General features: G+C 68.9%; 22 protein-coding genes. 6 read left to right on the forward strand and 16 right to left on the reverse strand.

Annotation, left to right across the window (positions count from 1 at the left end):
- The coding region (locus BQ8420_RS04190; RefSeq protein ID WP_235005915.1) for a histidine kinase at positions 1–724 on the reverse strand (724 nt) is incomplete at its 3' end.
- Positions 725–1,062: 338 nt separating this feature from the next.
- Between BQ8420_RS04190 and BQ8420_RS04195 the strand changes: the two genes are divergently transcribed.
- The gene (locus BQ8420_RS04195; protein WP_087096485.1) at positions 1,063–3,672 is read left to right on the forward strand and encodes an ABC transporter permease; all 2,610 of its coding nucleotides are present in this window, start codon (positions 1,063–1,065) and stop codon (positions 3,670–3,672) included.
- Positions 3,673–3,774: 102 nt separating this feature from the next.
- Complete coding sequence (locus BQ8420_RS04200) at positions 3,775–5,409, forward strand: MFS transporter (RefSeq protein ID WP_087096486.1); 1,635 nt, start codon at positions 3,775–3,777, stop codon at positions 5,407–5,409.
- Here the strand turns inward: BQ8420_RS04200 and BQ8420_RS04205 are convergent.
- From BQ8420_RS04205 to BQ8420_RS32205, 5 genes are all read right to left on the reverse strand, one after another.
- Positions 5,394–5,693 (reverse strand): hypothetical protein, encoded by a 300-nt coding sequence (locus BQ8420_RS04205; RefSeq protein WP_087096518.1) that lies wholly within the window; start codon positions 5,691–5,693, stop codon positions 5,394–5,396. The two genes, BQ8420_RS04200 and BQ8420_RS04205, sit on opposite strands and share 16 nt — an antisense overlap.
- A 132-nt stretch (positions 5,694–5,825) precedes the next feature.
- Positions 5,826–6,266 (reverse strand): hypothetical protein, encoded by a 441-nt coding sequence (locus BQ8420_RS04210; protein WP_087096487.1) that lies wholly within the window; start codon positions 6,264–6,266, stop codon positions 5,826–5,828.
- A gap of 112 nt (positions 6,267–6,378) precedes the next feature.
- Complete coding sequence (locus tag BQ8420_RS04215) at positions 6,379–7,206, reverse strand: polyprenol monophosphomannose synthase (RefSeq protein WP_087096488.1); 828 nt, start codon at positions 7,204–7,206, stop codon at positions 6,379–6,381.
- A gap of 165 nt (positions 7,207–7,371) precedes the next feature.
- The gene (locus BQ8420_RS04220; RefSeq protein WP_087096489.1) at positions 7,372–8,178 is read right to left on the reverse strand and encodes a DeoR/GlpR family DNA-binding transcription regulator; all 807 of its coding nucleotides are present in this window, start codon (positions 8,176–8,178) and stop codon (positions 7,372–7,374) included.
- A gap of 63 nt (positions 8,179–8,241) precedes the next feature.
- On the reverse strand, positions 8,242–8,409 hold the full coding sequence (locus BQ8420_RS32205; RefSeq protein WP_200815786.1) for a hypothetical protein: 168 nt from the start codon (positions 8,407–8,409) through the stop codon (positions 8,242–8,244).
- Positions 8,410–8,509: 100 nt separating this feature from the next.
- Between BQ8420_RS32205 and BQ8420_RS04225 the strand changes: the two genes are divergently transcribed.
- On the forward strand, positions 8,510–9,280 hold the full coding sequence (locus BQ8420_RS04225; RefSeq protein WP_087096519.1) for a 4'-phosphopantetheinyl transferase superfamily protein: 771 nt from the start codon (positions 8,510–8,512) through the stop codon (positions 9,278–9,280).
- Between the two features lie 44 nt (positions 9,281–9,324).
- Here BQ8420_RS04225 and BQ8420_RS04230 read toward each other — a convergent pair whose 3' ends face one another.
- Complete coding sequence (locus BQ8420_RS04230; RefSeq protein WP_087096520.1) at positions 9,325–10,485, reverse strand: acyl-CoA dehydrogenase family protein; 1,161 nt, start codon at positions 10,483–10,485, stop codon at positions 9,325–9,327.
- A gap of 242 nt (positions 10,486–10,727) precedes the next feature.
- On the opposite strand from BQ8420_RS04230, the gene BQ8420_RS04235 reads away from it, so the two are divergent.
- A complete protein-coding gene (locus tag BQ8420_RS04235; RefSeq protein WP_087096490.1) occupies positions 10,728–11,630 on the forward strand; it encodes a LysR family transcriptional regulator in 903 nt (300 codons plus the stop codon).
- 385 nt (positions 11,631–12,015) lie between these two features.
- Positions 12,016–13,335 carry an ABC transporter substrate-binding protein gene (locus tag BQ8420_RS04240; RefSeq protein ID WP_087096491.1) on the forward strand — a complete coding sequence of 440 codons (1,320 nt, stop codon included), beginning with the start codon at positions 12,016–12,018 and terminating at the stop codon, positions 13,333–13,335.
- Positions 13,336–13,458: 123 nt separating this feature from the next.
- On the opposite strand, the gene BQ8420_RS04245 is transcribed toward BQ8420_RS04240, so the two are convergent.
- The 4 genes from BQ8420_RS04245 to BQ8420_RS04260 all read right to left on the reverse strand — a co-directional run bounded on the left by BQ8420_RS04245 (position 13,459) and on the right by BQ8420_RS04260 (position 18,052).
- Positions 13,459–14,628 carry an AI-2E family transporter gene (locus BQ8420_RS04245; protein ID WP_087096492.1) on the reverse strand — a complete coding sequence of 390 codons (1,170 nt, stop codon included), beginning with the start codon at positions 14,626–14,628 and terminating at the stop codon, positions 13,459–13,461.
- Entirely contained in the window at positions 14,625–16,064 is a 1,440-nt protein-coding gene (locus tag BQ8420_RS04250; RefSeq protein ID WP_087096493.1) for a cell wall metabolism sensor histidine kinase WalK, read from the reverse strand. Before BQ8420_RS04250 ends, BQ8420_RS04245 begins: the two co-directional genes overlap by 4 nt.
- Positions 16,065–16,154: 90 nt before the next feature.
- Positions 16,155–16,985, reverse strand: coding sequence for a TIGR03943 family putative permease subunit (locus BQ8420_RS04255; protein WP_087096494.1), 831 nt, complete (start codon positions 16,983–16,985; stop codon positions 16,155–16,157).
- Positions 16,982–18,052, reverse strand: coding sequence for a permease (locus BQ8420_RS04260; protein ID WP_087096495.1), 1,071 nt, complete (start codon positions 18,050–18,052; stop codon positions 16,982–16,984). Before BQ8420_RS04260 ends, BQ8420_RS04255 begins: the two co-directional genes overlap by 4 nt.
- Positions 18,053–18,232: 180 nt before the next feature.
- Between BQ8420_RS04260 and BQ8420_RS04265 the strand changes: the two genes are divergently transcribed.
- Positions 18,233–19,597, forward strand: a complete 1,365-nt coding sequence (locus BQ8420_RS04265) for an MFS transporter (protein ID WP_160049270.1) — start codon at positions 18,233–18,235, stop codon at positions 19,595–19,597.
- Here BQ8420_RS04265 and BQ8420_RS04270 read toward each other — a convergent pair.
- From BQ8420_RS04270 to BQ8420_RS04290, 5 genes are all read right to left on the reverse strand, one after another.
- Entirely contained in the window at positions 19,594–21,156 is a 1,563-nt protein-coding gene (locus BQ8420_RS04270; RefSeq protein ID WP_087096497.1) for a sodium:alanine symporter family protein, read from the reverse strand. The two genes, BQ8420_RS04265 and BQ8420_RS04270, sit on opposite strands and share 4 nt — an antisense overlap.
- 196 nt (positions 21,157–21,352) lie before the next feature.
- Positions 21,353–22,888, reverse strand: a complete 1,536-nt coding sequence (locus tag BQ8420_RS04275) for a DEAD/DEAH box helicase (RefSeq protein WP_200815788.1) — start codon at positions 22,886–22,888, stop codon at positions 21,353–21,355.
- Between the two features lie 360 nt (positions 22,889–23,248).
- Complete coding sequence (locus BQ8420_RS04280) at positions 23,249–24,091, reverse strand: enoyl-CoA hydratase/isomerase family protein (protein WP_087096499.1); 843 nt, start codon at positions 24,089–24,091, stop codon at positions 23,249–23,251.
- A gap of 68 nt (positions 24,092–24,159) precedes the next feature.
- Entirely contained in the window at positions 24,160–24,366 is a 207-nt protein-coding gene (locus tag BQ8420_RS04285; RefSeq protein WP_087096500.1) for a helix-turn-helix domain-containing protein, read from the reverse strand.
- A gap of 211 nt (positions 24,367–24,577) precedes the next feature.
- Entirely contained in the window at positions 24,578–26,176 is a 1,599-nt protein-coding gene (locus tag BQ8420_RS04290; protein WP_087096501.1) for an ABC-F family ATP-binding cassette domain-containing protein, read from the reverse strand.
- Between the last annotated feature and the right edge of the window lie 259 nt (positions 26,177–26,435).

The following is a 26,435-nucleotide window of genomic DNA, read 5'->3' on the forward strand; positions in this document are numbered from 1 at the left end:
ACACTTCCAAGCCACCGGCGTGCAACACCATCAGACTCACCCGGTGCGCCACCACGTCGTGCATCTCCCGAGCGATGCGCGTGCGCTCAGCCGTGATCGCCTGCTCGGCCATCATGTGCTGCTCACGCTCCAACCGCTCGGCCCGCTCCCGCAACCGCTCCACGAGCTCACGCCGCGTACCGATCCACAACCCGGCGATGGTCGGTAGGACCAGGATGGTCATGACGGTCATGACGTAGGAGATCACCGCGGTGTTGAACACGCTCGCCACGGCCAGACAGCTCAGGGCGAACCAGCCGGTGAGCAGCCTGCGGTCGTTGAAGTAGGCCGGGTAGGAGTACAGCCCCACCATCAGCGGGATCGGGTTGCCGTACAGCACCAACAACAGCAACCCGGCCAGCATCAGCCACTTGGGACGGCTTCGCCGCCACAGCATCGTCAACGAGGCGAGGATTCCGGAGATCAAGAGGACGAAGAACCCGGTGAGCAGGATCCACCAGGCGTCGCCCGTGGAGTCCATGGACTCCACGTACACCCCCAACAGCACCGAGAAGGCACCCAGCCCGCCGCCGAGCCCGGCCAGCATCGCCACTCCGCTGAAGGGCAGCGTGAACAGGGCGAAACACCAGTCGGCGATGCGCAGCCGACGGTTCCACCACCACTGTCCGTTGTGCCGCGCCAGTGCCGCCGCGCGATCCACCTGTTCTCTCAGCCGGGTTCTCACGCGACCGAGTGTAGGCCGGTGGCGGTGGGAGGCCATCGGCCCCCAGGGGGCGCGTCATCGCGTCGGTCCGATCGTCGACCCGCGGCGTTCACCCTGGTCCTCGGTGTCAGGAGGCCACGGCGGTTCCTCAGAGCCGGCGGGTCCCCGACGAAAGTAGGGGGCGCGAACCCACTTAGGCGTCCCGAAACCGCCCCAGGACATGCCTTTGGCCCATCCCCGGTTCGGCCCGTGGGTGGAGGTTTCGGGCGCTTTCCGAACCTAGCGTGCTGAACACGCCCGAACACGACCCCGTCCCCGGCCGCACAGCCCGGCCGCATGATCCAGGAGTCATCTCCGCCATGCTCCGCACCACCCTGGCCGGCCTTCGTATGCACAAGGCCCGCTACGTCACCACCACCCTGGCCATCCTGCTCGGAGTCATGTTCATCTCCGGCACCATGGTCTTCGCCGACACCCTCGAAGCGAGTTACGAAGAATCCGTGATGGGGTCGGCCACCAACGTCGACACCATCGCCGTGGCCGCCGAACAGCAGGATGAAGCGGGTCAGTACCTGGAGCCCGAACCCCTCACCGAAGAACACCTGGAACAGATCCGTTCCCTGGACGAGGTCGCCGCCGCGGACGGTGTGGTCAACGGCCACACGGTCCTGCTCGACGCCGAGGGACGCGCCGTCGGCAGCGTGCCGCCCCTGGGCGTCTCCGTGGGCGAGGCCACCCGTTTCACCGCGGGGGAGGGCGCCCTGCCCACCACCGCGGACGAGGTCGCCCTGAGCACCACCACCGCCTCCGAGACCGGTTTCGAGGTGGGCGACACCGTCACCCTGCTCGACCCCGATCGTCGGGAGCGGGAGTTCACCGTCACCGGGCTGGTCAATTTCGGAATCGATCCCCAGTACGTTTTCGGCGGCGCGGTGGTCATGACCGAGGACGTCGCCCGACAGATGACCGGGGCCGAGGGCTTCGGTGAGATCGACGTCCTGGCCGCCGAGGGCGCCACCGAGGAGCACGTCGCCACGAGCGTCGCCGCGCTCCTGGGGGACGCGGCCGAGGTCGAGTCCGGCACCGCCTACGGTGAAAGGCTCGCCGGGCAGGGAGGCGCCCAGAGCGGGATCCTGCGCATCTCCCTGCTGCTGTTCGGCGTGATCGCGATGTTCGTCGCCTCGATCGTCATCTACAACACGTTCGCGATCCTCATCGCCCAGCGTCAGCGCGAGATGGCCCTGCTGCGTTGTGTGGGCGCCAAGCGCGGTCAGGTCTTCCGTTCGGTGCTGATCGAGTCCTTTGTGGTCGGCCTGGTCTCCTCGGTCCTGGGCGTGTCGGCCGGGGTCGGTGCGGGCTTCCTCGGCGCCTGGATCGGTGGTCCCCTCCTCGGCGCCGACGTGGTCGCCGCGGTCGTGATCAACCCGAACGCGATCCTCGCCGGTCTACTGGTCGGCACCCTGATGACGGTGTTCTCCGCGCTGGTCCCGGCCATGCGCGCCACCCGGGTGTCCCCGTTGGCGGCGCTGCGCACCAGCGCCACCGCGGCCGGTCTGGAGAAGGGCACCGGATGGCCCCGCGTGGTGTTCGGTGTGCTGACCTTCATGGTCTCGGGTGTGTTGGTCACCGGGGTCCGGCTGGTCGGCCCGCACCCGGTGAACCTGTTCGTCGTGACCGGTGCGGCGCTGCTCGCCTTCCTGGGCGTGGTCGTGCTCGGCCCACTGCTGGTGCGCTGGTGTGCGGGTGTGCTGGGCCTGCCGCTGCGCCGTATGGGTGTGCCGAGCATGCTCGCGGTGGACAACTCCACCCGCAACCCGCGCCGCGCCGCCACCGCCATGATCGCCCTGACCGTGGGCGCCACCCTCATCACCGGGTACTCGGTGGTGAGCGCCACGGTCGAGTCGACCATGACCAAGATTCTGGACGACGAGTTCCCGGCGGACTACCGGATCGACCCGCAGTTCGCCCCGGAGGGTGAGGTCGCGGACGCTTCCGTCGAGGAGGACGCCGAGGAGACCGGGGACGAGCTCCCCGTCGACTTCTCGTTCATCCCCGACCAGGTGCGTTCCGACCTGGAGCGGGAACCGTCCATCGAATCGGTGTTCAGTGAGCGCTACGACTACACCGAGTCCGACGTCGCCATGGAGGGAAGCGACGGCACCATCCCGGTCACCACCTACCACGGCGCGGAACCCGGCACCGATCTCACCGCCGACCTGGTGGAGGGCGATCTGGCCGACCTGGGCCCGGGGACCGTGATCCTCTCCGAGGACTTCGCCGTCGACAAAGGCGTGGGCGACACCGTCGGCCTGGCCTCCCCCGAAGGCGAGCTGGAGTTCGAGATCGTCGCGGTGGCCGAGGAGATGCAGACCTTCTTCGGGGCGACCGTCATCACCGAGGACTACGAGCGGATCTTCCCCGAGGGGACCCAGGACTCCCACCTGATGATCCGGGGCGTGCCGGAAGCCGATCCCGCCGAACTGCGCGAGGCCGTCTACTCGTCCGTGGACGACCATCCGACGCTACAGGTCGCTTCGGACGCCGAGGTCAAGAACCAGTTCTCCGAGATGATGGACGTCGCGTTCTACACGATCGCGGCGATGCTGGGGCTGGCCATCATCATCGCGGTGTTCGGCATCTCCAACACCATGGCCCTGTCGGTGTTGGAACGCACACGTGAGTCCGCGATGTTGCGGGCCCTGGGGCTGACCAAGGCGCAGCTGCGCCGGATGCTCGCGATCGAGGCCGTGCTGCTGTGTCTGATCGGCGCCGGGGTCGGCATCGTCCTGGGCGTGGTGTTCGGGTGGGCGGCCTCCGTCGCGGTGCTGCCGAACCTGGTGTTCACCTTCCCCGGTCAACAGATCGCGGTGTTCATCACGGTGGCGATCGTGGCCGGTCTCCTTTCCGCGGTGCTGCCCGCCCGGCGCGCCGCGGGAACGTCCATCACCGGGGCTCTCGGAAGCGAATAGCGGCACGGTCGTGATCGGCCGGCCGCACGGGGAGGACGCGGACCCTCGCTTTCGGGCGGGGGTCCGTGTTCGGTCGGACCCGGATCCGGGGAAGAGTGGCACATGAGTGATTCGGTCTCGACGCCGTCCTCCGCAGGGCGAGTGGCCTGGGGTACGCCCACCGCGCGGTGGATGTTGACGGCCACGGTCATGGCTTCGGGCATGGCGTTCCTGGACTCGACGGTGGTCACGGTGGCGCTGCCCGCCATCCAACAGGACCTGGGCACCGGGCTGTCCGGTCTGCAATGGATCGTCAACGGGTACATGGTCACGTTGTCGGCGCTGATCCTGCTGAGCGGGTCGCTGTCGGACCGGTTCGGCAGGGTGCGGCTGTTCATGATCGGGGTGGCGGTGTTCGCGCTGGCCTCGGCGCTGTGCACGTTCGCTCCGACACTGGAGTGGTTGATCACGGGGAGGGTCGCCCAGGGGGTGGGCGGCGCACTGCTGACCCCGGGAAGTCTGGCCATCCTGCAGGCGGGCTTCCGCGAGGAGGACCGGGCACGGGCGATCGGCGCGTGGTCGGGGCTGACGGGCGTGGCATCGGCGGTGGGCCCGTTCGTGGGCGGGTGGTTGGTCCAGATCGGCGACTGGCGGCTGATCTTCCTCATCAACCTGCCGCTCGCGGTGGCGGTGCTCGTGATCGCCCACTACAAGGTGCCCGAGTCGCGGGACACCTCCGCCTCGGGAAGCCTGGACTACGGTGGCGCGCTGCTGGGCGTGGTGGCGTTGGGCGGGATCACCTACGCGCTGATCCAGTGGGGCGCCGAGGGCGGCACCCCGGCGGTGTGGACCGGTGCGGTCATCGGTGTGCTCGCGCTCGTGGTGTTCGTGGTGGTGGAGGCCCGCAAGCGCGACCCCATGCTGCCGTTGGGGTTGTTCCGGTCGGTGCCGTTCAGCGTGACGAACGCGTCCACGGTGGTGATCTACGCGGCTCTGGGGACGCTGCTGTTCCTGATGGTCATCTACCTGCAGGAGGTCGCCGGGTACTCACCGATCGCCGCGGGGGCGGCGTCCCTTCCATTGACGATCCTGATGCTGACGCTCTCGGCCCGTTCGGGGAAGCTGGCCGCGAGGATCGGCCCGCGCCTCCAGTTGGTGGTGGGTCCGCTATTGCTGGCGGGCGGGCTGTTCTGGTTGTCGCGGATCGGTGAACAGGCCCCCTACCTCGCCGAGGTGTTCCCCGGGGTGCTGCTGGTGGCACTGGGCATGTCCACCACGGTGGCGCCGCTGACCGCGACGGTGCTGGCATCCGTGCCCGAACGGCACGCCGGATTGGCGTCGGGGGTGAACAACACGTTCGCGCGCGGGGCGCAGCTGATCGGTGTGGCGGCGATCCCGGCCCTGGCGGGGATCGGCGGCGCGACCGGGGAGGGCGGTGGCACGGAGGGGACCACGGGGCTGGCCGAGCATTTCGGCACGGCGATGCTCATCCTGGCCGGGCTGGCCGTGGCCGCGGCGCTGTGCGCCTTGGCGTTGCCGCGCGGTCGGATGCCCGAAGCCGAAGCCGAGGGTCGGGACGCAGCGACCCGGGGCGCGCCCGCCGAGGTCGGGTCGGCGGCCGTGGAGGAGTCACCGCACGAGCGACCGCTGCGCTTCTGCGGTGTGTCGGGGCCTCCGATGCGGTCCTGTCCCGGGTCCAGCGCGGGTGTACGTCGGAACGGGGGTTCCCCCGGTGCGTCCGATCAATCGTCCTCGTAACCCTCGGGTGGCCGGTCGGTGACGGCGTCGGGATCGGGGACCACGCTCAGGGCCTCCTCCTCCGCGCTGCGTTCACCACCCCAGCGTTGGCGCGGGATGGCCACGCCCAGGTGTTCGGCGCGGACGCCGTCGGTGATCCCGGTCCGGCCGCGACTGTCGTCGTCCTCGAAGTCGTAGTCCAGGACGTTGAAGTCGGAGTCGATGACCATGTCGCGCTGGGCGACCTCCGTCGCCTGTGGGTCGTCTCCGAGGTCCAGGTTCACGTCATAGGGAATCTCGATCACGTGGACCACCTCCTCATCTCAGGTCCTTCCCCGAGTCACCGTCCTCATCACCACCGAAAGCGCGATGGTCGAGGAACGACGCCGGGGAACGCGAAGACCCCGGAGCCCGCTCGGGGCGTCCGGGGCCGGTGTTCACCTGTCGGGCTCGTGCGGGTCCGCCGGATCATCGGCGTCGGGAACGTATCCCCCCTGGTCCCTGGTGCGATCGGGCCTCCCGTGTCGGGTCGCCGGTGAGAACTCGTCCCGCACCGGACCGCTCTCGGGTGTCTCGAACCGACCGTCCCTGACGGCCGCTCCCTCCCCGGTGTCCTCGGTGGCACCGTCGTCGACCACCCGCATGGCCTGTTCCTCGGTGCTCTCGGTCTCCCCGCCCCAGTTGTCCTTGGGGAGGACATCGCTGCGTTCGTCGCGCACCGCCTCGTCGATGCCGCGTCCGCCCCCGGTGTCGTCATCCTCGAATTCGTACCCCTGGATGTCGTGCTCCGGTTCGACTCGTCGCTCGACCTGGGCGATCTCACTCGCCTCCGGGTCGTCGCCCATGTCGGTGTCGACGTCGTAGCGCTTGTCGGTCATCACGCGTACCTCCTCTCCCTCTCCTCCCTTGGTACCCAAGGGCGCGGCGGAGGCACAGGGATCCGCGCGATTCTCCGCACCGGAGGGTGCGGGACCCCCGGACGGCGTGCGGTCAGGTGCGGCGTCTTGAGCTCTCCGCGCGACGCAGGCGCAGCGGTCGCAGGACCGCTTCCAGGGCCACCGCCCCATCGAGCTTGCTCTCGCCCTCCACCCGATCCTCGAAGTGGATGGGCACCTCCACGATCTTCTGACCACGACGGAACGCCCGGTAGTGCATCTCCACCTGGAAGGCGTAGCCGGTGCTCTCGATGCCGGGCAGGTTCAGGGCGCGCAGAGCCGAGGCACGCCAGATCTTGAAGCCCGCGGTGACGTCGCGCACCGGGATGGCCAGTACCGCCTTGACGTAGGCGTTGGCCCAGCCGCTGAGCAGGCGGCGGCGCAGCCCCCAGGCCTCGGACAGGCTGCCGCCGGGCACGTAGCGGCTGCCGATGACCACTCCGGCGTTGGTGGAGTGCAGGGTGCCCAGCAGTTGGGGGACGTACCCGACCGGGTGGCTGAGGTCGGCGTCCATCTGCACCACGTAGTCGGCACCGTCGTCCAGGGCCCGGGTCATGCCCTCCACGTAGGCCCGGCCCAGTCCGTCCTTCTTGGTGCGGTGCACCACGGTGAGCTTCCCGGTCCGGTCACCGCCGAGCTCCACCGCGAGCTTGTCGGCGATCTCCCCCGTGCCGTCGGGCGAGTTGTCGTCGACGACCACGATGCGCAGCTCTGGCAGGTCCAGTGCGACCAGGCGGGCGACCAGCCGGGGAAGGTTCTCGGCCTCGTCGTAGGTGGGCACGACCACAGTCAGTCGGGAGCCGCGCCAGGGTTCGGGGAGCGCCACGGGTTCGGGTGTGACCCGCACCGGCGCGGGCGGAAGGTGCGTCGGTTCGGAGGGCATGCGTGTCGGCTCCTGGCGTCGAAAGGGTCGTGTGCGGACGGTCTTACCGGCGAGTAAGTGTGTACAGGATCACGCATCGGGCCTTCACCGCACAAGTCGGCGCGAATCGCGGGCGATGTGTTCTTCCGGAAGTATCCGACGCCGACGCGCACTCGCGTCGAGTCGTCATTGACCCCGTTCTTCGGCGGCCACGACGACGTGCACCAAGGCTCCGATCTCCTCCAATGTCATGATCACCTCGGGGTCGGCGCCCGAGTCGGTGACCAGGTGCGCGATGTTCTCCGGGGCGACGGTGGGCATCATGGTCTCGGCGCCGACCTTGGTGTGGTCGGCCAGGACGATGGTCTCCTCCGCGCAGGCCGACAGGGCCCGGTCGATGCCGGCCACGGCCGGATTCGGGGTGCTCAGGCCCCGTTCGGCGCTGACCCCGTTGCCGGACAGGAAGGCCCGATTGACCCGAAGCCCGGCGAGCGCGGCCTCGGCGGCGGCGCCGACCAGCGCCCGCATGGGCGCGTGCACCGTGCCACCGGTCATGACGACCTCCACCCCGTTGGCGCCGGCCAAGGCGTCGGCCACCGGCAACGAGTTGGTGACCACCGTCAGGTCGCCGTGGCCGCGCAAGGCGCGGGCCAAGGCCTCCGCGGTGCTGCCGGGGCCGATGGTGATGGCGTCGCCCGGACGGGCCAGGCGCGCCGCCGCGACGGCGATGGCGGCCTTCTCCGCGGCGCACTGGTCGCTCTTCCCGGTGTAGCTCTGTTCGTGCCCGATACGGCCGGGCAGGGCGACACCGCCGCGGCGGCGGTCGAGCAACCCCTCGGCCTCCATGGCGCGCACGTCACGACGGATCGTGACCTCCGAGGCCCGCACCTTGGCGGCCAGGTCGCGCAGGGACATGCTGCCGTTGGCGCGGACCAGCTCCAGGACGCGTTCTCGCCGTTCGGCGCCGAACGTCGGACGGCTCTCCTCGGCCATGCTCACCGGCCCTTCCTCGATCGATCGGTGGTGCGCGGCACGGGCGCCGCCTCCACCATCGAATCAGAGTACGGACCGGTCACGCCGTTGCGCGTCCGGGGCCTGTGCTTCCTCGCTCTCCTGTGTTCGCTGTCCCACGGGCCTCTCGGTGAGGAGGGTCACCAGGAAGACGACGGTGAGGGCGACGAGCCCGATGAGGGCTCCCGCTCCGAACATCATCACGACAGACATCTGAGCCTCCAAGGGGACGGGCCGACCTGCCACTTACCGAATGCCCGCTCCCACTCGCGCTCACACCCCCATGACCGGGGGATCGGCCACAATGGAGGACATGACCCTTGGTTCATCGACCCTTGAGCCCACGGTGTGGTGGGCCCACACCTCCGCCGCGAGCGACCGTCTGCTGAGTCTGCTGGACGAGGCCGAACGCACCCGCAACACGCGATTCCGACTTCAGGCCGACCGGGACCGTCACCTGATCGGGCGGGCCCTGACTCGCCTGGTGCTCGCCGAACACGCCGGTTGCGCGCCCGAGGACGTCCTCTTCGATCTGCGTTGCCGATCGTGCGAGGACAAGGCGCGTACCGGGGCCGGCGGGCAGGACGCCTCCCCGCACGGCAAACCGATACCGGTCGGTGCCGCCGACGGCTGGGAGATGTCGGTGAGCCACTCCGGCGAGTGGGTGGTGCTGGCCTTGGCCGCGGGAACCCCGGTGGGGGTGGACGTGGAGCGGGTGTCGGACTCGCGCGACCTGGACGGGCTGGCCGCCTACACGCTGGCCGACGTCGAGCGTCAGGAGTGGGACGCACTGCCCGAGTTCGAGAGGGTGGGAGCCTTCTTCGGTTACTGGGCACGCAAGGAGGCCCTGCTCAAAGCCACCGGGCTGGGGTTGTCGGGTGGCCTACGCCGGGTCTCGGTGACCCCGCCGCACGGCCGGGCACGGCTCGTGGACTGGGAGGGCGGGGGGCGCCCCGAGTCCGCGTGGCTCGGTGACCTGGAGCGCGGCCCCGACTACCGGTCGGCCTTGGCGGTGCTCACCGATCGCACGGTCGAGCCGACGGTGCACCAGGCCGAGGTCACCCTGGAGCTGTTGCGTCGCTGAGGACCGCCCAGGGCCCGGCGGCCCGTCGGCCTGGGGAACACCGCTCAGGCGGCGGCCTCACGGGCCAGGTGACGACCGATCACCAGACGCTGCACCTGGTTGGTGCCCTCCACGATCTGCAGGACCTTGGCTTCGCGCATGTAGCGCTCGACCGGGAAGTCACGGGTGTAGCCGTAGCCGCCGAACACCTGGACGGCGTCGGTGGTGACCTTCATGGCGGTGTCGGTGGCCAGCAACTTGGCCATGGCGGCCTGTTTCCCGAAGGGGCGTCCGGCGTCGCGGAGGCGGGCCGCGGAGAGGTACAGCTCGCGTGAGGCCGCGATCTGGGTGGCCATGTCGGCGAGCATGAAGCTCAACCCCTGGAAGTCACCGATGGCGGAGCCGAACTGGTGGCGTTCGCGGGAGTAGGCGACGGCGGCGTCCAGGGCGGCTTGGGCCAGGCCCACGGCGCAGGCGGCGATGCCCAGGCGTCCCGAGTCCAGAGCGGCCAGGGCGATGGAGAAGCCGCGGTCCTCCTCTCCGACCAGCGCGGTGGTGTCGAGTTCGACGTCGTCGAAGAGCATTCCGGCGGTGGTGGAGGAGCGCATGCCCATCTTGCGTTCGGCGGGCGCCGAGCCCAGTCCCGGAGCGTCGGCGGGCACGTGGAAGCAGCTGATGCCGCGGCCGCCGGAGTCGGGGGCTCCGGTGCGGGCGAAGAGCGAGTAGTAGTCGGCCTGTCCGCCGTGGGTGATCCACGCCTTGGCGCCGTTGACCCTGTATCCGGACTCGGTGCGTTCGGCGCGGGTGGTCATGGCCGCGGCGTCCGAACCCGAGGCGGTCTCGGACAGGCAGTAGGCGCCCAGGAGTTCACCGCCGAGCATGTCGGGTAGGAGCGCGGCCTTCCGCTCCTCGCCACCGTAGGCGGCCAGCGGGTAGCAGGACAGGGTGTGGACGCTGACGCCCAGGCCGATGGCGAGCCAGCCGCTGGCGAGTTCCTCCACGACCTGGAGGTAGACCTCGTAGGGCTGGTCTCCACCGCCGTACTCGCCGGAATAGGGCAGCCCCAGCAGACCGGCGCGGCCCAGGGTGGTGAAGGCCTCGCGAGGGAAGACGGAGTTCTCCTCGTCCTCGGCCACGCGCGGGGTGATCTCCTTGGCCACGATCTCCCGGGTCAGATCGAGGAGTTGTTCGGCCTCGGGTGTGTGCAGCGTGCGTTCGACCGCCATGAACTCCCCCACGGATACGCGCCCTGGTGCGCATGGGACCCACCTCGCGGGTCTCGCGATTTAGTAGGTCGTCCAACTATATGGTGACGCTGCGCACCTTATCCCACAAGTCCCCCGCTGTGGACACCCAGGTACTGGACGACGACATTCCCGGAGGCGTTCGTGCTGGACACGACGTTCACCACCAGGCTTCCGGTCAAGCCGTCTGTACACAGAGGGGGTACGCGGCTTAGATTCCACGCATGGACCTCGAACTCCGCCACCTTCGCACCGTCTGTCTTCTCGCCGACACCGGCAGTGTGACCAAGGCGGCCGCGGCACTGTCCACCTCGCAACCGGCGTTGACCACCCAGTTGCAGCGGATCGAACGCGAGGTCGGCGGGGCGTTGTTCCACCGGGGACGCTCGGGGGTCCGCCCGACCGAACTGGGCGAGTTCGTCCTGGTCCGAGCACGCTCCGTACTGTTGTCCATGGACGACCTGATGCACGACGTCAGTGCACGCGGCGCCTCCCCCACCGCACTGCGCGTCGGCGGGGTCGGACAACTGACCGTGGAACTGTCCGGGCGGCTCCCGGAGGTCTTCCCCGGGATCCCGGTGCACGTGCGCACCGAGTACTCCCCCAAGCTGGTCACCGACCTGGTCCGGGCCGGCCGCCTCGACCTGGGAACCACCATCGACTACGTGGATCGCGACCTGACCACGGACGGGCCGTTGGCGTGGGCGATGCTCGCGGTGGATCCGCTGCACGTGGCGCTGTGGGTGGACCACCCACTGGCCGAGAAACCCTCCATCCACCTGGAGGACCTGGCGGACTACCCTTGGGCGCTCACTCCCCCGGACGGCACCGGCTGGCCCGAGTGCTTCTACGTGGCCTGCCAGCGGGCGGGGTTCAGCCCCGACGTGCCCTACCGGCTGCACGACCGATCGGAGATCCGCGACCTGATCGCCGACCGCCGGGCGGTGGCCCCCTGTCAGTCCGACTTCGATACCGGTCGGGGCGTGGTGGTCCGCCAGTTGGAGGGGGCCCCGATACAGCTTCGACACCTGCTGGTCTGGCGGCGCGACGGCCCGGTGAACCAGGCCGCGGATCAGATCGCGCGCGTGGCGCGGGAGATCATCGACCACAGCGCCGAGAAGATCTGACGCAGGTCGGGGAAAGCCACCGACTTCGATTCGAATAGTGATCCCATGATCGGACTTATTACCCGAAACTCGGCATCACAATGAAAACCGTTACCCATAAAGGTTTCGTGAAAAATGCGTGGCGACCCTCGCGCGGCCTTTGATGCCGAAGGTCCCCAACCGGCCCTTCGGCCCACCTTCGCGTCTGCGACCTGGAGTGACACAACCCAGCGTTACCGGCGGTTGCAGTGGTCGCTCTCATTCGTATGATGTTTACTAGCCGGTAACGTACTGATGAGTAGGAACCAGCCCCCGAACCCTCTCTCCCGAGCTACGAAGCCGTCTTCCCCCACGGGCCGAACGGGCCTCCCGCTGCGCAGGCACCACGAAAGTTCAGGAAGACCACATGCGACCACTGAGAATCATCGCTTCGACGCTCACCGTGGCGATTCTCTCGACCTCGTGCGGCGGCTCCGGGTCGAGCGAAGAGGAGTCCGTCACGGACGTCCTCACCACCGGGGTCACCGACGACAGCGTCGTCATCGGAACCCATCAACCCCTCACCGGTCCCGCCTCACCGGGCTTCGTGCACGTTTCGACCGGCACGAGCGCGGTGTTCGACTACATCAACGACAACGGCGGCATCCACGGCCGCCAGATCGACTACCGCGTCGAGGACGACGTCTTCGACCCCGCGCAGACCATGGACGTCACGCGCGACCTCATCGACGAGCAGGAGATCTTCGCCATGCTCGGCGGGCTGGGCACGCCCACCCACGAGGCCGTGATCGACGACCTCAACGACAAGGGCATCCCGGACCTCTTCGTCTCCTCCGGGGCCCTGGCCTGGGACTCACCCGAGCAGTACCCCTACAGCTACGGCTTCCAGGTGGACTACTCCAAGGAAGCGAAGGTCCAGGGCGCCTACATCTCGGAGAACTTCCCCGATGACAGCGTCGGTCTGCTCTACCAGAACGACGATGTCGGCCCGGCCTCGCACGCGGGCATCGAGCAGTACCTCATCGACGACATCGTCGCCTATGAGGACTACGACCCCGGTGTCGCCGAACTCGACGGTCAGATCGCGGCCATGAAGGAGTCCAAGGCCGACGTCGCCGTCTGCTACTGCATCCCGGCCTTCCTGGGCCTGGCCATCCTCCAGGCCCAGTCCATCGGATACGAGCCGCAGTGGGTGGCACCCAGTTTCGGTGGTGACGTCGAGGTCGTCACCGATCTGATCAGCCAGTACTCCGAGGGAACACCCGCCGAGGACGTGCCGCCGGAGGCCTTCACCGACGGTCTGATCATCACCTCCTTCCTCCCGATGGCGGCCCAGACCGACGACCCGTGGACCGCGTTCTTCCGTGAGATCCACGACGAGTACAACGAGGGCGCGCCCTTCACCGACACCACGATGTACGGCATGGTGCAGGCGGTCCTGCTCGCGCAGTTGCTCATGGAGGTCGGCCCCGACCTGGACCGGGAGACCCTGATCCAGGCCCTCAATTCCCAGGAGTGGGAGGGCCCTGGGCTGGTGCCGTTCGTGGCCACCGAGGAGGACCACAGCGGCTACTCCGGCGTCATGGTCGCCCAGAACCACGCCGGTGAGGAACCGGAGATCCTGCAGGATCCGCGGGTCACCGACAGCGACGGCGGGGAGATCCTCCCCTACGAACCGGACCGACCGGCCCCGGACGAGGTCGCCCTGCACGACGGCGACCGCTAGCGGGGACCGTTCCGGGCGTTCCCGGACCGCACATGGTCGAGGAGGGCGCGGACCGCATCGGACCCGCGCCCTCCTTCCCTCTTCCGTTCCCGGGATCGGGGACCGACCCCGGTGGCGGAGTGGTCAACGCCGCTCCAAGCGCGGGAAGACCACCTTCTTCAGCACCAGGGTGAGCGCGGCGACGGTGGGAATGGCCAACAGCGCCCCGACCAGCCCGAGCAGCGCGCCGCCGACCAGGGCCGCGGTGATGTTGGCCGTAGGGGCGACGTCCACGGCGTGCCGCATCACCCGCGGCGAGATCACATAGCTCTCGATCTGTTGGTAGACGAGGAAGAAGAGCAGCGTGGCCAGCCCCAGCCAGAGGTCGCTCACCCCCACGGCCAGCGCGGCCGCGAGCGCGCCGATGGTGGTTCCCACCAGCGGGATCAACGCGGTGACGGCGACCACCAAGGCCAGGGTGAGCGCGTAGGCCGAACCGATCGCCCAGAGGAAGAAGAACGCCACCACCCCACCGAAGGCGGCCACCACCAACTGCCCGGCGATGAACGCGCCGATGCGCCGTACGATCTCGTCACCGATCTCGCGAACCCCGTCCCGGCGCGAGCGCGGCACGAACCGGTAGGAGACGTCCATCATGCCGGGCAGCGAGGCCATGAAGAACAGGGTCAGGACGAACACGGTGAAAAGGGCGAACAACCAGTTGAACACCACCTGGCCCACCCCGACCAGACCGCCGAAGAGCCGCTGTCCGAAATCGCCCCCGGTGACCAGCCCCTCCAGGCGTTCCAACACGTTGTAACGGTGGTCCACCGCGCGAAAGAACGACGTGTTCTGCAGGTGATCGATGGCGCCGGGCAGGGCGGCGGCGAAACCGCTCACCTGCTCGGTCAGGGGCGGCACGATGGCCCACGTGAACACCGCCACGAAGGCCAGCAGGACCAGGCACACGGTGACGATCGCCGCCCATCGGGGCATCCGCAGCCGCCGACGCAGGAGTTCGATGACCGGGTTCAGGCCGATCGCGAGGAAGAGGGCCACCAGGATGTAGAGGAAGACCGCCCGCACCCCGGTCAGGGCCTCCACCAGCAGCCAGGCGCTGAGGACACCGAGCGCGCCGACAAAGCCCATGACGAAGTAGTTGGGGCGGCGCGCCCCGTCCCCGGTGAGTCCTCCGGAGGGGTCGGTTCCGGCTCCCCCACCGGAAGCGTCGGGCGCGCGTCCCCCCTCCGCGCCTGTTTCCGGCTTTGGGGAGGGTGATCCCTTCGCACTCGTGGCCGGAGCGTCGACGCTCATGTGCGCCGCTCCGGCTCGTCCCCGTCCTCGGCCTCTTCACGGTCGGGGAGGCGCAGGGTGAACAGGGCTCCGCCGAGCATGTCGCTGTGGCCGGCCACGAGCGTGCCGCCGTAGGCGTGCACGATCTCACGGGAGATGGCCAGACCGAGGCCGCTGCCGCCCGGGTCGAGTTGCTTGGACTCGGGCAACCGGGAGAAACGCTCGAAGACGCGTTCGCGGTCCTTGACCGGGATTCCCGCACCGTCGTCGTGGACCTCCAGGATCGCGGCCCCTCGGCCGTGTCCGACGATGATGTCGATACGGCTATGGGCGTGGCGCTCGGCGTTGGCGACGAGGTTGGTCAGCACCCGCACCAGACGCAACCGATTGACCACGACGTACACGGGTTCGGACTCGTGTACGTGCGCCTGTGTGTGTCGGCGCGGGTCGGTGAACTCCTCCCGTACCAGGGAGCCCAGTTCGATACGTTCGCGGATCATGGCGACGTCGGTGTCCATCCGGGCCAGTTCCAACAGGTCCGAGACGATGTTCTCCAACCGTTCGGTGTCGGAGAGCAGACCGGTCAGCAGACGTTCTCGGGCGCGTTGGTCGGGTTCGGGGTCGGAGATCTCGACCTCCAGCTTGGTACGCATGCCCGCGATGGGGTTGCGCAGTTCGTGGGAGGCATCGGAGACGAAGCGACGTTGCCGGACCATCGACTCCTCCAGTCGCCCCAGGGTGGAGTTGGCGGTGCGCGCCAGGTGGGCGATCTCGTCGTCGCTGCGGGGGACGGGGAGCCTACGGTGCAGGTCGCCGACGGAGATCCGGTCCATCTCGGCGCTGATACTCTCCACCGGGCGCAGCGCCCGTCCCACCCCGTACCAGAGGATCAGGGCGGTGCCCGCGAGCAGGACGATCGCCATCCCGCCCAGGACCAGTTCGAGCGTGTGTCCGGCCAGCACCTGGGGGGTGCGGGTGGCGGCGAGGACGACCACGTCACCGTAGGCGGAGTCGGTGACGCCGTAACCCACCACCTGGAAGCAGTCGTCGGGTGCGGTACCCGCCGTCTCACCGCAGGCCAGCGTGTCCATGCGGAAGTCGTTCTCGTCCGGTTCCTGGAGGGTCAGGGCGGGCAGGCCGCTCAGGGCGACACTGGAGGCGAGGACCTCGGAGGTCTCCCGATCGACGATCTGCAACCGCAGGATCGGTTCGGAGACCGGGATATAGGAGTCAAAGCGGTCCGCCATGATGTACTCGACGACGTCGCGCGCCGAGTCCGCGGCCTGGTCCCTCAACTGCTGCTGCGTCACCTCCCGGAGGAACATGAGGGAACCCACCGAGGTGACCAGCATGACAAGGGTCAGCAGGGTCGTGGCCCACACCGTCACCCGGGCTCGGATGGATCGGGGGCGCAGCCATCGCCACCTTTTCCGTCGCCGTTCCTGGGGTTCTGACACGCCTTCATTGTCACCCAGGGTCATCCCAAAACCGAGAACTGGCAACGGTGTGGCGGGACCACGGCCCCATCGGGCCGAAGGACGGGCCCCTTACTCGTAGGGGTCCGGTGGGTCGGTGACCTCCTCCATCTCCTCGGTGGCGAACTCGTGCTCGGAGACGTCGTACAGGTCGCCCTCCGGCTCCACCCAGGTGCCTCGGACCGTCCACCAACTGTCGGTCTCGGGCGCCGGCTCGTCGGTGATGAGGACCTTGTTGACCACGGCGTCCGCCGCGCAGCAGGCCATCTGCAGTCGGGCCAGGTACCAGCCCTCACCCTCCTCGTTGGGGACCGCGAAGCCGGTCAGCTCGATCTCGCGGTCGGCCATCTCACGCTCGTCGTCGATCCAGGCCCGCATCACGAACTCCTGGATGTCGAGCCGGGCCGCCTCGCCCGGCGCCGCCTCGGAAAGGGCGTCGTTGAACTTGGAATCCCGGCCCTCGTCCCGGGGCGGTGGGCCCGCCGAACCACCGGTGCTCTCCACCGTGTACGAGCCCAGGGCCGGTGGGGCGACCACGAACACCGCCAGTACCGGGAGCAGGAGCAACCAGGCCACCCATGGGGCACGGGAGTGGTCGTGGCCGTCGTCACCGTGCCCGTCGTGGCCCTCGTCATGGCCGTGGACTTCGCCGGTGTTCCGGCCCGAGGCGTCCATCGCGACCGTGGCGGGGGCGACCTCCTCTTCCTTCGAGGTGTCCCCCTCCCCGCGAACCTCGGCCACGACGACCAGGACACCGAGCACGACCATGACGACCCCGGCGGCGATCAGGAAGGGCCCGAAACCCGCCTTGACCCAGTTCAGGTAGAGGTCGGTGGGCACGGTGCTGGTCAACGCGGCGGCGCCGAGCAGTACGAGCGTGAGTCCCTGCGCGATGCGGTTCACAGGATCAGAGCTCCGATCAGGAAGGTACTGAGGAGGCCGACCACCAGGCACAGGGGGGCGAAACGGACGACGAAGCGCCAGCCGAACACGCCCGCCTGCATCGCGATGAGCTTGAGGTCGACGATGGGGCCGATGACCATGAACGCGAGCTTGGCGGTGGGTGAGAAGTCGGTGAGGCTGACCGCGACGAAGGCGTCGGCCTCGGAGCAGATGGACAGCAGGATGGCCAGCGCGGCGAGCACCAGCACCGAGAGGATGGGGGCCTCGGCCACCGTCAACAGCCATTCCCGAGGCACCATCACGTTGAGCGTGGCGGCCGCCAGGGCGCCCACCACCAGGTAGCCGCCGGCGTGCATGATGTCGTGCAGCATCGACTCGCGGAAGACCTGCCACGAGGAGGCCCCGGGGGTCGTGCTCTGTGAGGGCAGGCGCAGCCAGTCGGTGCGACCGAACCGCACCCAGATCCAACCGATGACCACCGACGCCAGCAGGGACGCCGTGAAGCGGGCGAGCACCATCTCCGGCTGCCCGGCGAAGGCCACCGCCGTGGCGATCATGACGATCGGGTTGATGGAGGGCGCCGCGAGCAGGAAGGTCAACGCAGCGGCCGGCGCCACCCCCCGCTTGATCAGGCTGCCGGCGATGGGCACGGAGGCGCACTCGCACCCTGGCAGCAGGGCGCCGGAGGCACCCGCGACCGGGACGGCGTAGCTCGCCTTGTCCGGGATGAACCGTCGGTAGGCCGAGGTCGGGACGAAGGCGACCAGGGCCGCGGACAGGGCCACCCCGAAGACCAGGAAGGGCATGGCCTGGAAACTGATGGCCGTGAAGATGGTGGCCCAGGCCAGGAAGGCCTGACCGGTCAGCTCATCGGAGAACCACGCGTGGCCGAAGGCCATCGCGGTGATGATCAGGGCGAAGAGCCAGACCGTGCCGGTCCTGCGTGCTCCGGGTCGCCTCCCCCAATCGGCGGGGGGCAGTTCGTCTCCGCGGTCGTCCCAGCCACGGGCGAGCGAGTCGCCGAGCGAGGAGGACGGGGCGGACTCGTGTGTGGTCCGTTCGGACACGGGTGTACTCCGTGAGATTCGGTTGGGAACTCCTCGCATGGTAACCGAAAACCGTTTTCGTTCGCGCGGGTGGAAACCAACCTGTGGACGACCCCGGGAGAAGACCACATGACCGAGAGTGCGCGTATGGCTTCCACCCCTATGGCCACGATGTGACCCAGGTCTCTATCGTTGGCGCCCATGGAACCGAGAACGACGCCGTCCCCCTCCGGCGAGAGCGCTCCAAAAACCCCCTTCCACAAGGTGGTCACCGCCAGCCTCATCGGCACCACCATCGAGTGGTACGACTTCTTCCTGTACGGGGCCGCCGCCGCGTTGGTCTTCAACGTGGTCTTCTTCCCCGAATCCGACCCCCTGGTCGGCACCATGTTGGCCTTCAGTACCTACGCCGTCGGGTTCGTGGCCCGGCCCCTGGGCGGTGTGGTCTTCGGACACTACGGTGACCGGATCGGCCGCAAACAGCTCCTGGTGCTGAGTCTGCTGCTGATGGGCGGCGCCACCTTCGCGATCGGCCTGTTGCCCACCTACGCCGCCATCGGAGTGGGCGCTCCCCTGCTGCTCACCCTGTTGCGGGTCATCCAGGGATTCGCCCTGGGCGGAGAGTGGGGCGGCGCGGTCCTGCTCGTCGCCGAACACGGAAAACCGGGCAACCGCGGTTTCTGGGCGTCGTGGCCCCAGGCCGGGGTGCCCTGCGGCAACCTGTTGGCCACCGCCGTCCTCGCGGTCCTGGCCGTGGTGATGACCGACGAGGCCTTCCTCGACTGGGGTTGGCGGATCCCGTTCCTGTTGTCCGGGGTCCTGGTGTTCATCGGTCTGTGGATCCGGCTCGCGGTCACCGAGTCGGAGGTGTTCAAGGACGCCTCACGCAAGGCCCGCAAGTCCCAGGGCCCCGAGCGCGCCCCGATCCTCGACGTGCTGCGCCACCACTGGCGCGAGACGCTCGTGGCCATGGGGGTCCGGCTGGCCGAGAACGTCTCCTACTACGTGGTCACGGCGTTCATCCTGGTCTACGCCACCCAGCAGGCGGGACTGGCCAACGAAGCCGTGTTGAACGCGGTGCTGATCGCCTCCGCGGTGCACCTGGTGACCATCCCGGCGTGGGGCGCCCTGTCCGACGTGATGGGGCGGCGGCCGGTCATCGCGTTCGGGGCCGTGGGGATGTCCCTGTGGGCGTTCGCGTTCTTCCCCCTCATCGACCAGGGCACCTTCGGCTCGGTGACCTTGGCCGCGACCATCGGGTTGATCCTGCACGGGGCGATGTACGGTCCGCAGGCGGCGTTCTTCTCGGAGTTGTTCAGCACCCGGGTGCGGTACTCGGGCGCCTCCATCGGCTACCAGTTGGCGTCGATCGTGGCCGGTGGTCTGGCCCCGCTGATCGCCACGGCGCTGCTGGCGTCCTTCGGTTCCAGTCTGCCGATCTCCGTGTACGTGGCGGCGGTCGGCGTCGTCACCGTGGTGGCGGTGACGTGGTCCAGGGAGACCCGGGGAACCGACCTGGCCGCGGTGCCCAAGGGCGGTGACACCGACCCCGACCTCGACTCCTAATGGTCCTTGGACTCCGGGCCCCGGTCGTCTCCACGGCCGGGGTCTTCCTCTTCGGGGGCCTGCCCGTCGTCTCCGACCTCCGGGTCCGTGGCTTCCTCCTCCTCGATCTCGTGGTCGTCGGGCGGACTCCCCGTGGCCGATCCCCAGGCGGTGACGTTCCGCAGGTCGGGCATCTTGGCCAGGCTGAACTGCGGGTCCAGGCCGTTGCGGAGTTGCCGGCTGTAGTCGGCGAGCAGACGGAAGGCGACGGTGGACAACGGGGCGATCGCCAACAGGTTGACCGTGGCCATGACGCCCATGGAGATGTCGGCGAGGGTCCAGATCACGGCCAGCGGGGCGACGGAGCCGACGAAGACCGCGACCAGGACCGCCGAACGGAAGTAGGTCATGTGACGGGGCGTGGCGTCCAGGAATTGCAGGTTGGACTCGCCGTAGTAGTAGTTGCCCAGGACCGACGTCCACGCCAGCAGGAACAGGATGACGGTGAGGGCGTGGATGGACCAGCCGCCCAGCGAACCCTCCAGCGCGGTCTGGGCGACCTCGATGGGGGCGACGTCCGGGTTGAACTCGGTTCCGTACAGCAGCACGATGAACGCGGTGACCGAGCAGACCAACCAGGTGTCGAAGTAGACGCCCAGGGTCTGGACCAGGCCCTGTTTGGCGGGATGGGAGACCGACGCGGTCGCACCGGCGTTGGGCGCCGAACCCAGGCCCGCCTCGTTGGAGAACATGCCGCGCCGCATCCCCCACAGGATCGCGGTACCCACGCCGCCCGCCGCGACCTCGCGCAGCCCGAAGGCGTGGCCGAAGATGGCGCCGAAGACGCCGGGAACGGCCTCGATGTTGAGGATCACCACGGCGACGCCGAGCAGGATGTAGAGGATCGCCATCAGCGGGACGAGGGCCTGGGCGACGGTGGCGATCCGGCGCACTCCGCCGAAGATGACGGCGGCGGTGATGGCGACCAGGAACAGACCGACGGCCACGTCGAGCACCCACCCGCTGGTGCCGCCGATGGCGTCCATCGTGGTGCCGACCGCCCCGGTGATGCTGTTGGACTGGACGGAGTTGAAGACGAGGCTGAACGTCACGGTGATGATGACGGCGAAGAGCGCTCCCATCCACCGCCGGCCCAGCCCGTGGAGCATGTAGTAGGCGGGGCCACCGCGGAATCCGGTGCTGGTGCGCACCTTGTACAGCTGGGCGAGGGTGGACTCCACGAAGGAGGCCGCACCGAGGACAGCGGCCATCAGCCACATCCAGAACACCGCGCCGGGCCCGCCCAGCATGATCGCCAGAGTGACGCCGACGATGTTGCCGGTACCCACACGGGAGGCCGCCGAGAGCGCGAAGGCCTGGAAGGAGGAGATCTCCCGGCCCCCGTCGGGGGCGATCCCGGGGCTGCTGCGTATGACGCGGAACATCTCGGGTAGCAGCCGGACCTGGACGAACCCCGAGCGCACGGTGAAGTAGAGGGCCAGGATGACCAGCAACGGGATGACGAAGAAGGTCCAGAAGGCGTCGTTGAGGGCGACGAGAGCGTTGTTGAGGACGGTCACGCGTTCCCCTTCAGGTGGCGTGGTGGTCCCGAGTGCGGCTTCGGGGTTTCCCGACCACTTTCGTCTTCGGGGCGGTTCCGGACCCTCGGGGACACGCGAAGGGGTGGTAAAGGACCGTAAACACACATGTTCCGACCCATGACGAAGGGGCCCGGGCCGGCATGTGCCGGTCCCGGGCCCCTCGTCTGTTCAACCTCTAGCGCGGAGCGGAGTCGAAACGCTCACCGCGGCGGGGGCCGCCGCCACGACGGTCGCCGCGGAAACCACCGCGGGGGCCGCCGCCACGACGGTCGCCGCCGTAACCGCCCTCGGGACGGTCGCCGCGGTAGCCACCCTCACCACGGTCATTGCGACGGTCGCCGCCGTAACCGCCCTCGGAACGCTCGCCGCCGCGACGCTCGCCACGGTAGCCGCCGTCACCACGGTCGTTACGACGATCGCCACGGTAGCCACCGCCCTCGCCACGGTAACCGCCTCGGTAGCCGCCACCGTTACCGCGGTAACCACCGCGACGGGGGCCGCCACGGCCGCGACGCTCGCGAACGGGCTCCGGCGGCTCGATCCACGGCTCCCAGGAGGGCTCCTGCGCACCGGTGACCTCGGAGAGCAGTTCGTCCCCGGGGTTGACCAGGTGCTGCTTGGGCTCGATGCCGGCGTCGCCGAGCAGTCGGCGGGCCATACGGCGCTGGTTCGGCGCGACCAGGGAGACCACGGATCCCGAGGCCCCCGCGCGAGCGGTACGCCCACCGCGGTGCAGGTAGTCCTTGTGCCCCGTGGGCAGGTCGACGTTGACGACCATGTCGATACCGTCGACGTGGATGCCGCGGGCGGCGACGTCGGTGGCGACCAGGGCCTGGATCTTGCCCTCACGGAACTTGGCCAGGGTGCGGGTGCGCACGCTCTGGGTCTTGCCACCGTGCAGCGAGGCGCTGGGAACTCCGGCCTCGGCCAGCTGCTCGCTGATGGTGTCGGCCCGGTACTTGCTGCGCACGAACAGGAGCGTGCGGCCATCGCGCGCGGCGATCAGGGTGACGATCTTGTTCTTGTCACGGGGCAGCACCTTGAGCAGGTGGTGCTCCATGGTGGTGACCTGGGAGACCGGCGGGTCCACCGAGTGGGTGCGCGGCTCGTTCATGTACCTGCGCACGAGCTTGTCGACGTCGCCGTCCAGGGTGGCCGAGAACAGCAGCGTCTGTCCGTCCGGGCGCACCTGGTCCAGGAGCTCGGTGACCTGCGGCATGAAGCCCATGTCGCACATCTGGTCGGCCTCGTCCAGAACCGAGACCTCGACGTCGCCCAGGTCGCAGGCGCCCTGTTCGATGAGGTCGGTCAGACGGCCGGGGGTGGCGACGAGGACGTCGACGCCACGGCGCAGTTCGTTGATCTGGCGGGTGTAGGAGCTGCCACCGACCACGTCGCCCACGCGCACGCCCACGACGCGAGCGTAGTCGCGCAGGGAATCGCGCACCTGGTGCGCGAGTTCACGGGTGGGCACCAGGATCAGGGCCCGGGGGCGGTTGGCGGCGGCGCGGCGCTCGGAGCAGCGCATCAGGACCGGCAGGCCGAAGGCCAGGGTCTTGCCCGATCCGGTGCGGCCACAGCCGAGGACGTCGCGGCCCTCGATAGCATCGGGAATGGTGGCGGCCTGGATCGGGAACGGGGTGGTCACACCGTTCTTGGCCAGCTCCTCGACGATGTCCTTGGGCAGGCCAAGGCTGTCGAAGGCAGGCATTACGGCAGTGTCCGTCGTCAAGTGACGTGTACCTTCCTCATCGTTTGGCGGCGTTTCGAGGAAGGCTCCACACGGTCACAGCGGACCCAGCGAAGAAATCACACAAACGCGCCTGATCACACGCGGAAGCGACCCCGCTTCGTGTGGGGTTCGTGATGCTCTTCGGGTCAAGAGTGACGTCGACCGGGTCGACACGCTCTCCGCGTCTTGGCGGCCCGGCGCGCTCTTATGCGCGCGGCATTGAACGACCGCTTGCAGCAGCGTACTAGAAATCGCCTCGGACCGGGGACGGGACGGGTGCATTACCCCGGTGATACGGGTCTCTCGCCCGCCCCCGACGGCACGGGCCGCGCTCCAGGATCAGGAGCCGGCGGCCATGCCCTTGGCCAGGGCGGTGAGACGCTCTGCCTGGGCCTTGCGCTCGGCGGCGCACTGCTCCTCCAAGGTGTTGCCCGCGGCCTGTTGGAGGAGCGCCTTGGTGGCGACGGCGGCGACGGCGTCCACCGCGAGGAGCCCGGCGATGGCGTCGTCGACGGCGCCCGCGAGTTCGTCGGTACCCACCACGAGGGTGGCGAGACCGAGTTCGCGGGACTCCTCCGCGCCGACCTTGCGGGCGGTCAGGCAGATCTCGATGGCGCGGTGGACGCCGACGATGTCCACCAGAGGCTTGGTGCCGGTGAGGTCCGGCACCAGCCCCAGGGCGGGTTCCTTCATGCAGAACTTGGCGTCGTCGGCGAGGATACGCAGGTCACAGGAGAGGGCCAGCTGGAACCCGGCACCGATGGCGTGTCCGCGCACGGCGGCGATGGTGACCAGGTCGGGACGGCGCAACCAGCGGAAGCCCTCCTGGAGTTCGGCGATGTAGGCGTCCAGGTCGGCGTCGTCCGTCTCTCCCTCGGCCAGCCCGGCGACGATGGAGCGTTCCCCGTCCACCCCTTCGGGGGTGAACATGTTGAGGTCGATGCCCGCGGAGAAGATGTCGCCCTCTCCGGCGATGACCACGATTCGGACATCCCCGGGGAGCGTCTGGCCGATGTGGGCCATCGTCGTCCAGGTGCGTCCGGTCATCGCGTTGCGACGCTCGGGTCGGTCGATGGTGATGCGGGCGACCGCACCCTCCACCGACAGGCGCAGGCCCGCGCGGGTCAGCTCCTCCTCGGTGGGCGCCTGCCGCGCGCCGGTCTCCTGCTGGACCTGGGACATGTGTTCCTCCGTCGGGTCGGTGACACCCCGACCTTACTCGTCGGTAACCACGGCGACGCCATCGGCCGTCACGCCTTGCGCGTCGCTCCACCGCGTCCGCGCAGTTCCACCCCGGCCTCGCCCAACAGTCGGTGGACGAAACCGTAGGAACGGCCCGTGGCGGCGGCCAGACCGCGGATACTCTCCCCCTCGTCGTAGCGGCGCTTGAGCTCGGCGGCCAGCTCCGCGCGACCGGCACCCGAGACCCGGGTGCCCTTCCTCAATTCGTCACTCACAGTTCTCTCCCGTTCAAGACAGTCCGACGCCACGAGGGCCGGAACCACAGTCATGATCAGGCATGAGGGTCGAGTGCCGCCACAACCCACGACGGCCACACCCAGTAATCGGGGTTTCGGCGCAGCACAAACCCCGACCGAAAAGGAAGAGGAGTGAACCTCCCAGCGTTCTGGGCGTCCACTCCTCGTCACCGTGTTCCCACGGGTCACCTCAGGCCAGGGCGATGAGGTCCTCGAAGTCGGGGTTCCACATGTCCTCCACACCGTCCGGGAGCATGATGACCCGCTCCGGCTGCAGGGCGTTGACGGCGCCCTCGTCGTGTGTCACCAGGACGATCGCGCCCTTGTAGTTGCGCAGCGCCGACAGGATCTCCTCGCGGCTGGCCGGGTCCAGGTTGTTCGTGGGCTCGTCCAGCAACAGCACGTTGGCGCTGGAGACCACCAACGTGGCCAGGGCCAGCCGGGTCTTCTCCCCGCCCGAGAGCACACCGGCGGGCTTTTCGACGTCGTCACCGGTGAACAGGAACGAACCCAGGGTCTTGCGCGCCTCCATCTCGGGCAGGTCGGGGGCCGCGCTCATCATGTTCTCCAGAACGCTGCGTTGCACGTCCAGGGTCTCGTGTTCCTGGGCGTAGTACCCGAGCTTGAGCCCGTGCCCCGGAACGACCCGGCCGGTGTCGGCCTCCTCGACCCCGCCCAGCAGCCGCAGCAGGGTCGTCTTGCCCGCGCCGTTGAGCCCCAGGATGACCACCCGACTGCCCTTGTCGATGGCCAGGTCCACCCCGGTGAAGATCTCCAACGAACCGTAGGACTTGGACAGCCCCTCGGCCATGAGCGGGGTGCGACCGCAGGAGGCCGGATCCGGGAAACGCAGCTTGGCGACCTTGTCCGCCTTGCGAACCCCCTGCACACCGTCCACGATCTTGTCGGCACGGTTGAGCATCTGCTGGGCCGCCCGGGCCTTGGTCGCCTTGTAGCGGAAGCGCTCGGCCTGCTTGCGCAGGGTGTCGGCCTTCTTCTCGGCGTTGGCCAGTTCACTGCGGCGTCGACGCTCGTCGTCCTCGCGCTGGATCTGGTACTGCTTCCAGCCCATGTTGTAGATGTCCATGACGCTGCGGTTGGCGTCCAGGTAGTAGACCTTGTTGACCACGTGCTCGACCAGTTCGACATCGTGACTGATCACGATGACCCCGCCCTGGTGGGACTTGAGGAAATCGCGCAACCAGACGATGGAGTCGGCGTCCAGGTGGTTGGTGGGCTCGTCCAGCAGCAGTGTGTCGGCCCCGCTGAACAGGATGCGGGCCAGCTCGACGCGGCGTCGCTGGCCACCCGAGAGGGTGTGCAGCGGCTGTGTGAGGACCTTGTCCGGCAGGCCCAGGCTGGAGGCGATGGACGCGGCCTCCGAATCGGCGGCGTACCCGCCCAGCACGTGGAGGCGTTCCTCCCACCGCGCGTACTGACGCACGCCCTTGTTACGGGTCTTCTCGTGGTCGCTGGCCATCTTCTTCTCGGCCTCGCGCAGCCCGCGCAGTGCCTCGTCGATACCGCGGGCGGACAGCACACGGTCCTTGGCGATGACGTCCAGGTCTCCGGTGCGCGGGTCCTGGGGCAGGTAACCGATGGTGCCGGACGAGGTGACCGTCCCACCGGTGGGCAGTCCCTCACCCGCCAGCACCTTGGTCATGGTGGTCTTGCCCGCACCGTTGCGGCCTACCAGACCGATCCGGTCCCCAGCGGCGACCTGGAAGGTCGTCGGCTCCAACAGGAGTCGGGCTCCGACGCGCATTTCGAGGTCGGTGGCGATCAGCATGGGTGGAGCTTCCTCAAGGTGGTGTGACGGTCGGTGGCGGCCCGGGACCGCGCGCGGCCGGGCCTTGTACGTGGCGCCGGCGGGTGGGGTCGGGCGGGGAGTGCCCCGGACGGACCGACCCAGCCTAACGGCACGGGTGAGGGGGTGGGCTAAGGGTTTTCCCGAACGCCCACCGCACGGGGACCTGGGGCGCGCATGGCCGCGCCCCCGACCCTGATAACGGGGTCGGGGGCGCGGCGCATTCCCCCGCGCCGTGGGC

The organism is Nocardiopsis sp. JB363 (assembly GCF_900143625.1).
GTDB lineage: Bacteria > Actinomycetota > Actinomycetes > Streptosporangiales > Streptosporangiaceae > Nocardiopsis.

Bases quoted from the DNA above. Each gene is read 5' to 3' on its own strand.
- BQ8420_RS04230 (WP_087096520.1), bottom strand. From the start codon at position 10,485: ATGGCGGTCGAACGCACGCTGCACACACCCGAGGCCGAACAACTCCTC.
- BQ8420_RS04245 (WP_087096492.1), bottom strand. From the start codon at position 14,628: ATGAGCGTCGACGCTCCGGCCACGAGTGCGAAGGGATCACCCTCCCCA.
- BQ8420_RS04290 (WP_087096501.1), bottom strand. From the start codon at position 26,176: ATGCTGATCGCCACCGACCTCGAAATGCGCGTCGGAGCCCGACTCCTG.
- BQ8420_RS04200 (WP_087096486.1), top strand. From the start codon at position 3,775: ATGAGTGATTCGGTCTCGACGCCGTCCTCCGCAGGGCGAGTGGCCTGG.
- BQ8420_RS04215 (WP_087096488.1), bottom strand. From the start codon at position 7,206: ATGCCCTCCGAACCGACGCACCTTCCGCCCGCGCCGGTGCGGGTCACA.
- BQ8420_RS04210 (WP_087096487.1), bottom strand. From the start codon at position 6,266: ATGACCGACAAGCGCTACGACGTCGACACCGACATGGGCGACGACCCG.
- BQ8420_RS04265 (WP_160049270.1), top strand. From the start codon at position 18,233: ATGGAACCGAGAACGACGCCGTCCCCCTCCGGCGAGAGCGCTCCAAAA.
- BQ8420_RS04195 (WP_087096485.1), top strand. From the start codon at position 1,063: ATGCTCCGCACCACCCTGGCCGGCCTTCGTATGCACAAGGCCCGCTAC.
- BQ8420_RS04280 (WP_087096499.1), bottom strand. From the start codon at position 24,091: ATGTCCCAGGTCCAGCAGGAGACCGGCGCGCGGCAGGCGCCCACCGAG.
- BQ8420_RS32205 (WP_200815786.1), bottom strand. From the start codon at position 8,409: ATGTCTGTCGTGATGATGTTCGGAGCGGGAGCCCTCATCGGGCTCGTC.
- BQ8420_RS04225 (WP_087096519.1), top strand. From the start codon at position 8,510: ATGACCCTTGGTTCATCGACCCTTGAGCCCACGGTGTGGTGGGCCCAC.
- BQ8420_RS04235 (WP_087096490.1), top strand. From the start codon at position 10,728: ATGGACCTCGAACTCCGCCACCTTCGCACCGTCTGTCTTCTCGCCGAC.
- BQ8420_RS04240 (WP_087096491.1), top strand. From the start codon at position 12,016: ATGCGACCACTGAGAATCATCGCTTCGACGCTCACCGTGGCGATTCTC.
- BQ8420_RS04275 (WP_200815788.1), bottom strand. From the start codon at position 22,888: ATGCCTGCCTTCGACAGCCTTGGCCTGCCCAAGGACATCGTCGAGGAG.
- BQ8420_RS04220 (WP_087096489.1), bottom strand. From the start codon at position 8,178: ATGGCCGAGGAGAGCCGTCCGACGTTCGGCGCCGAACGGCGAGAACGC.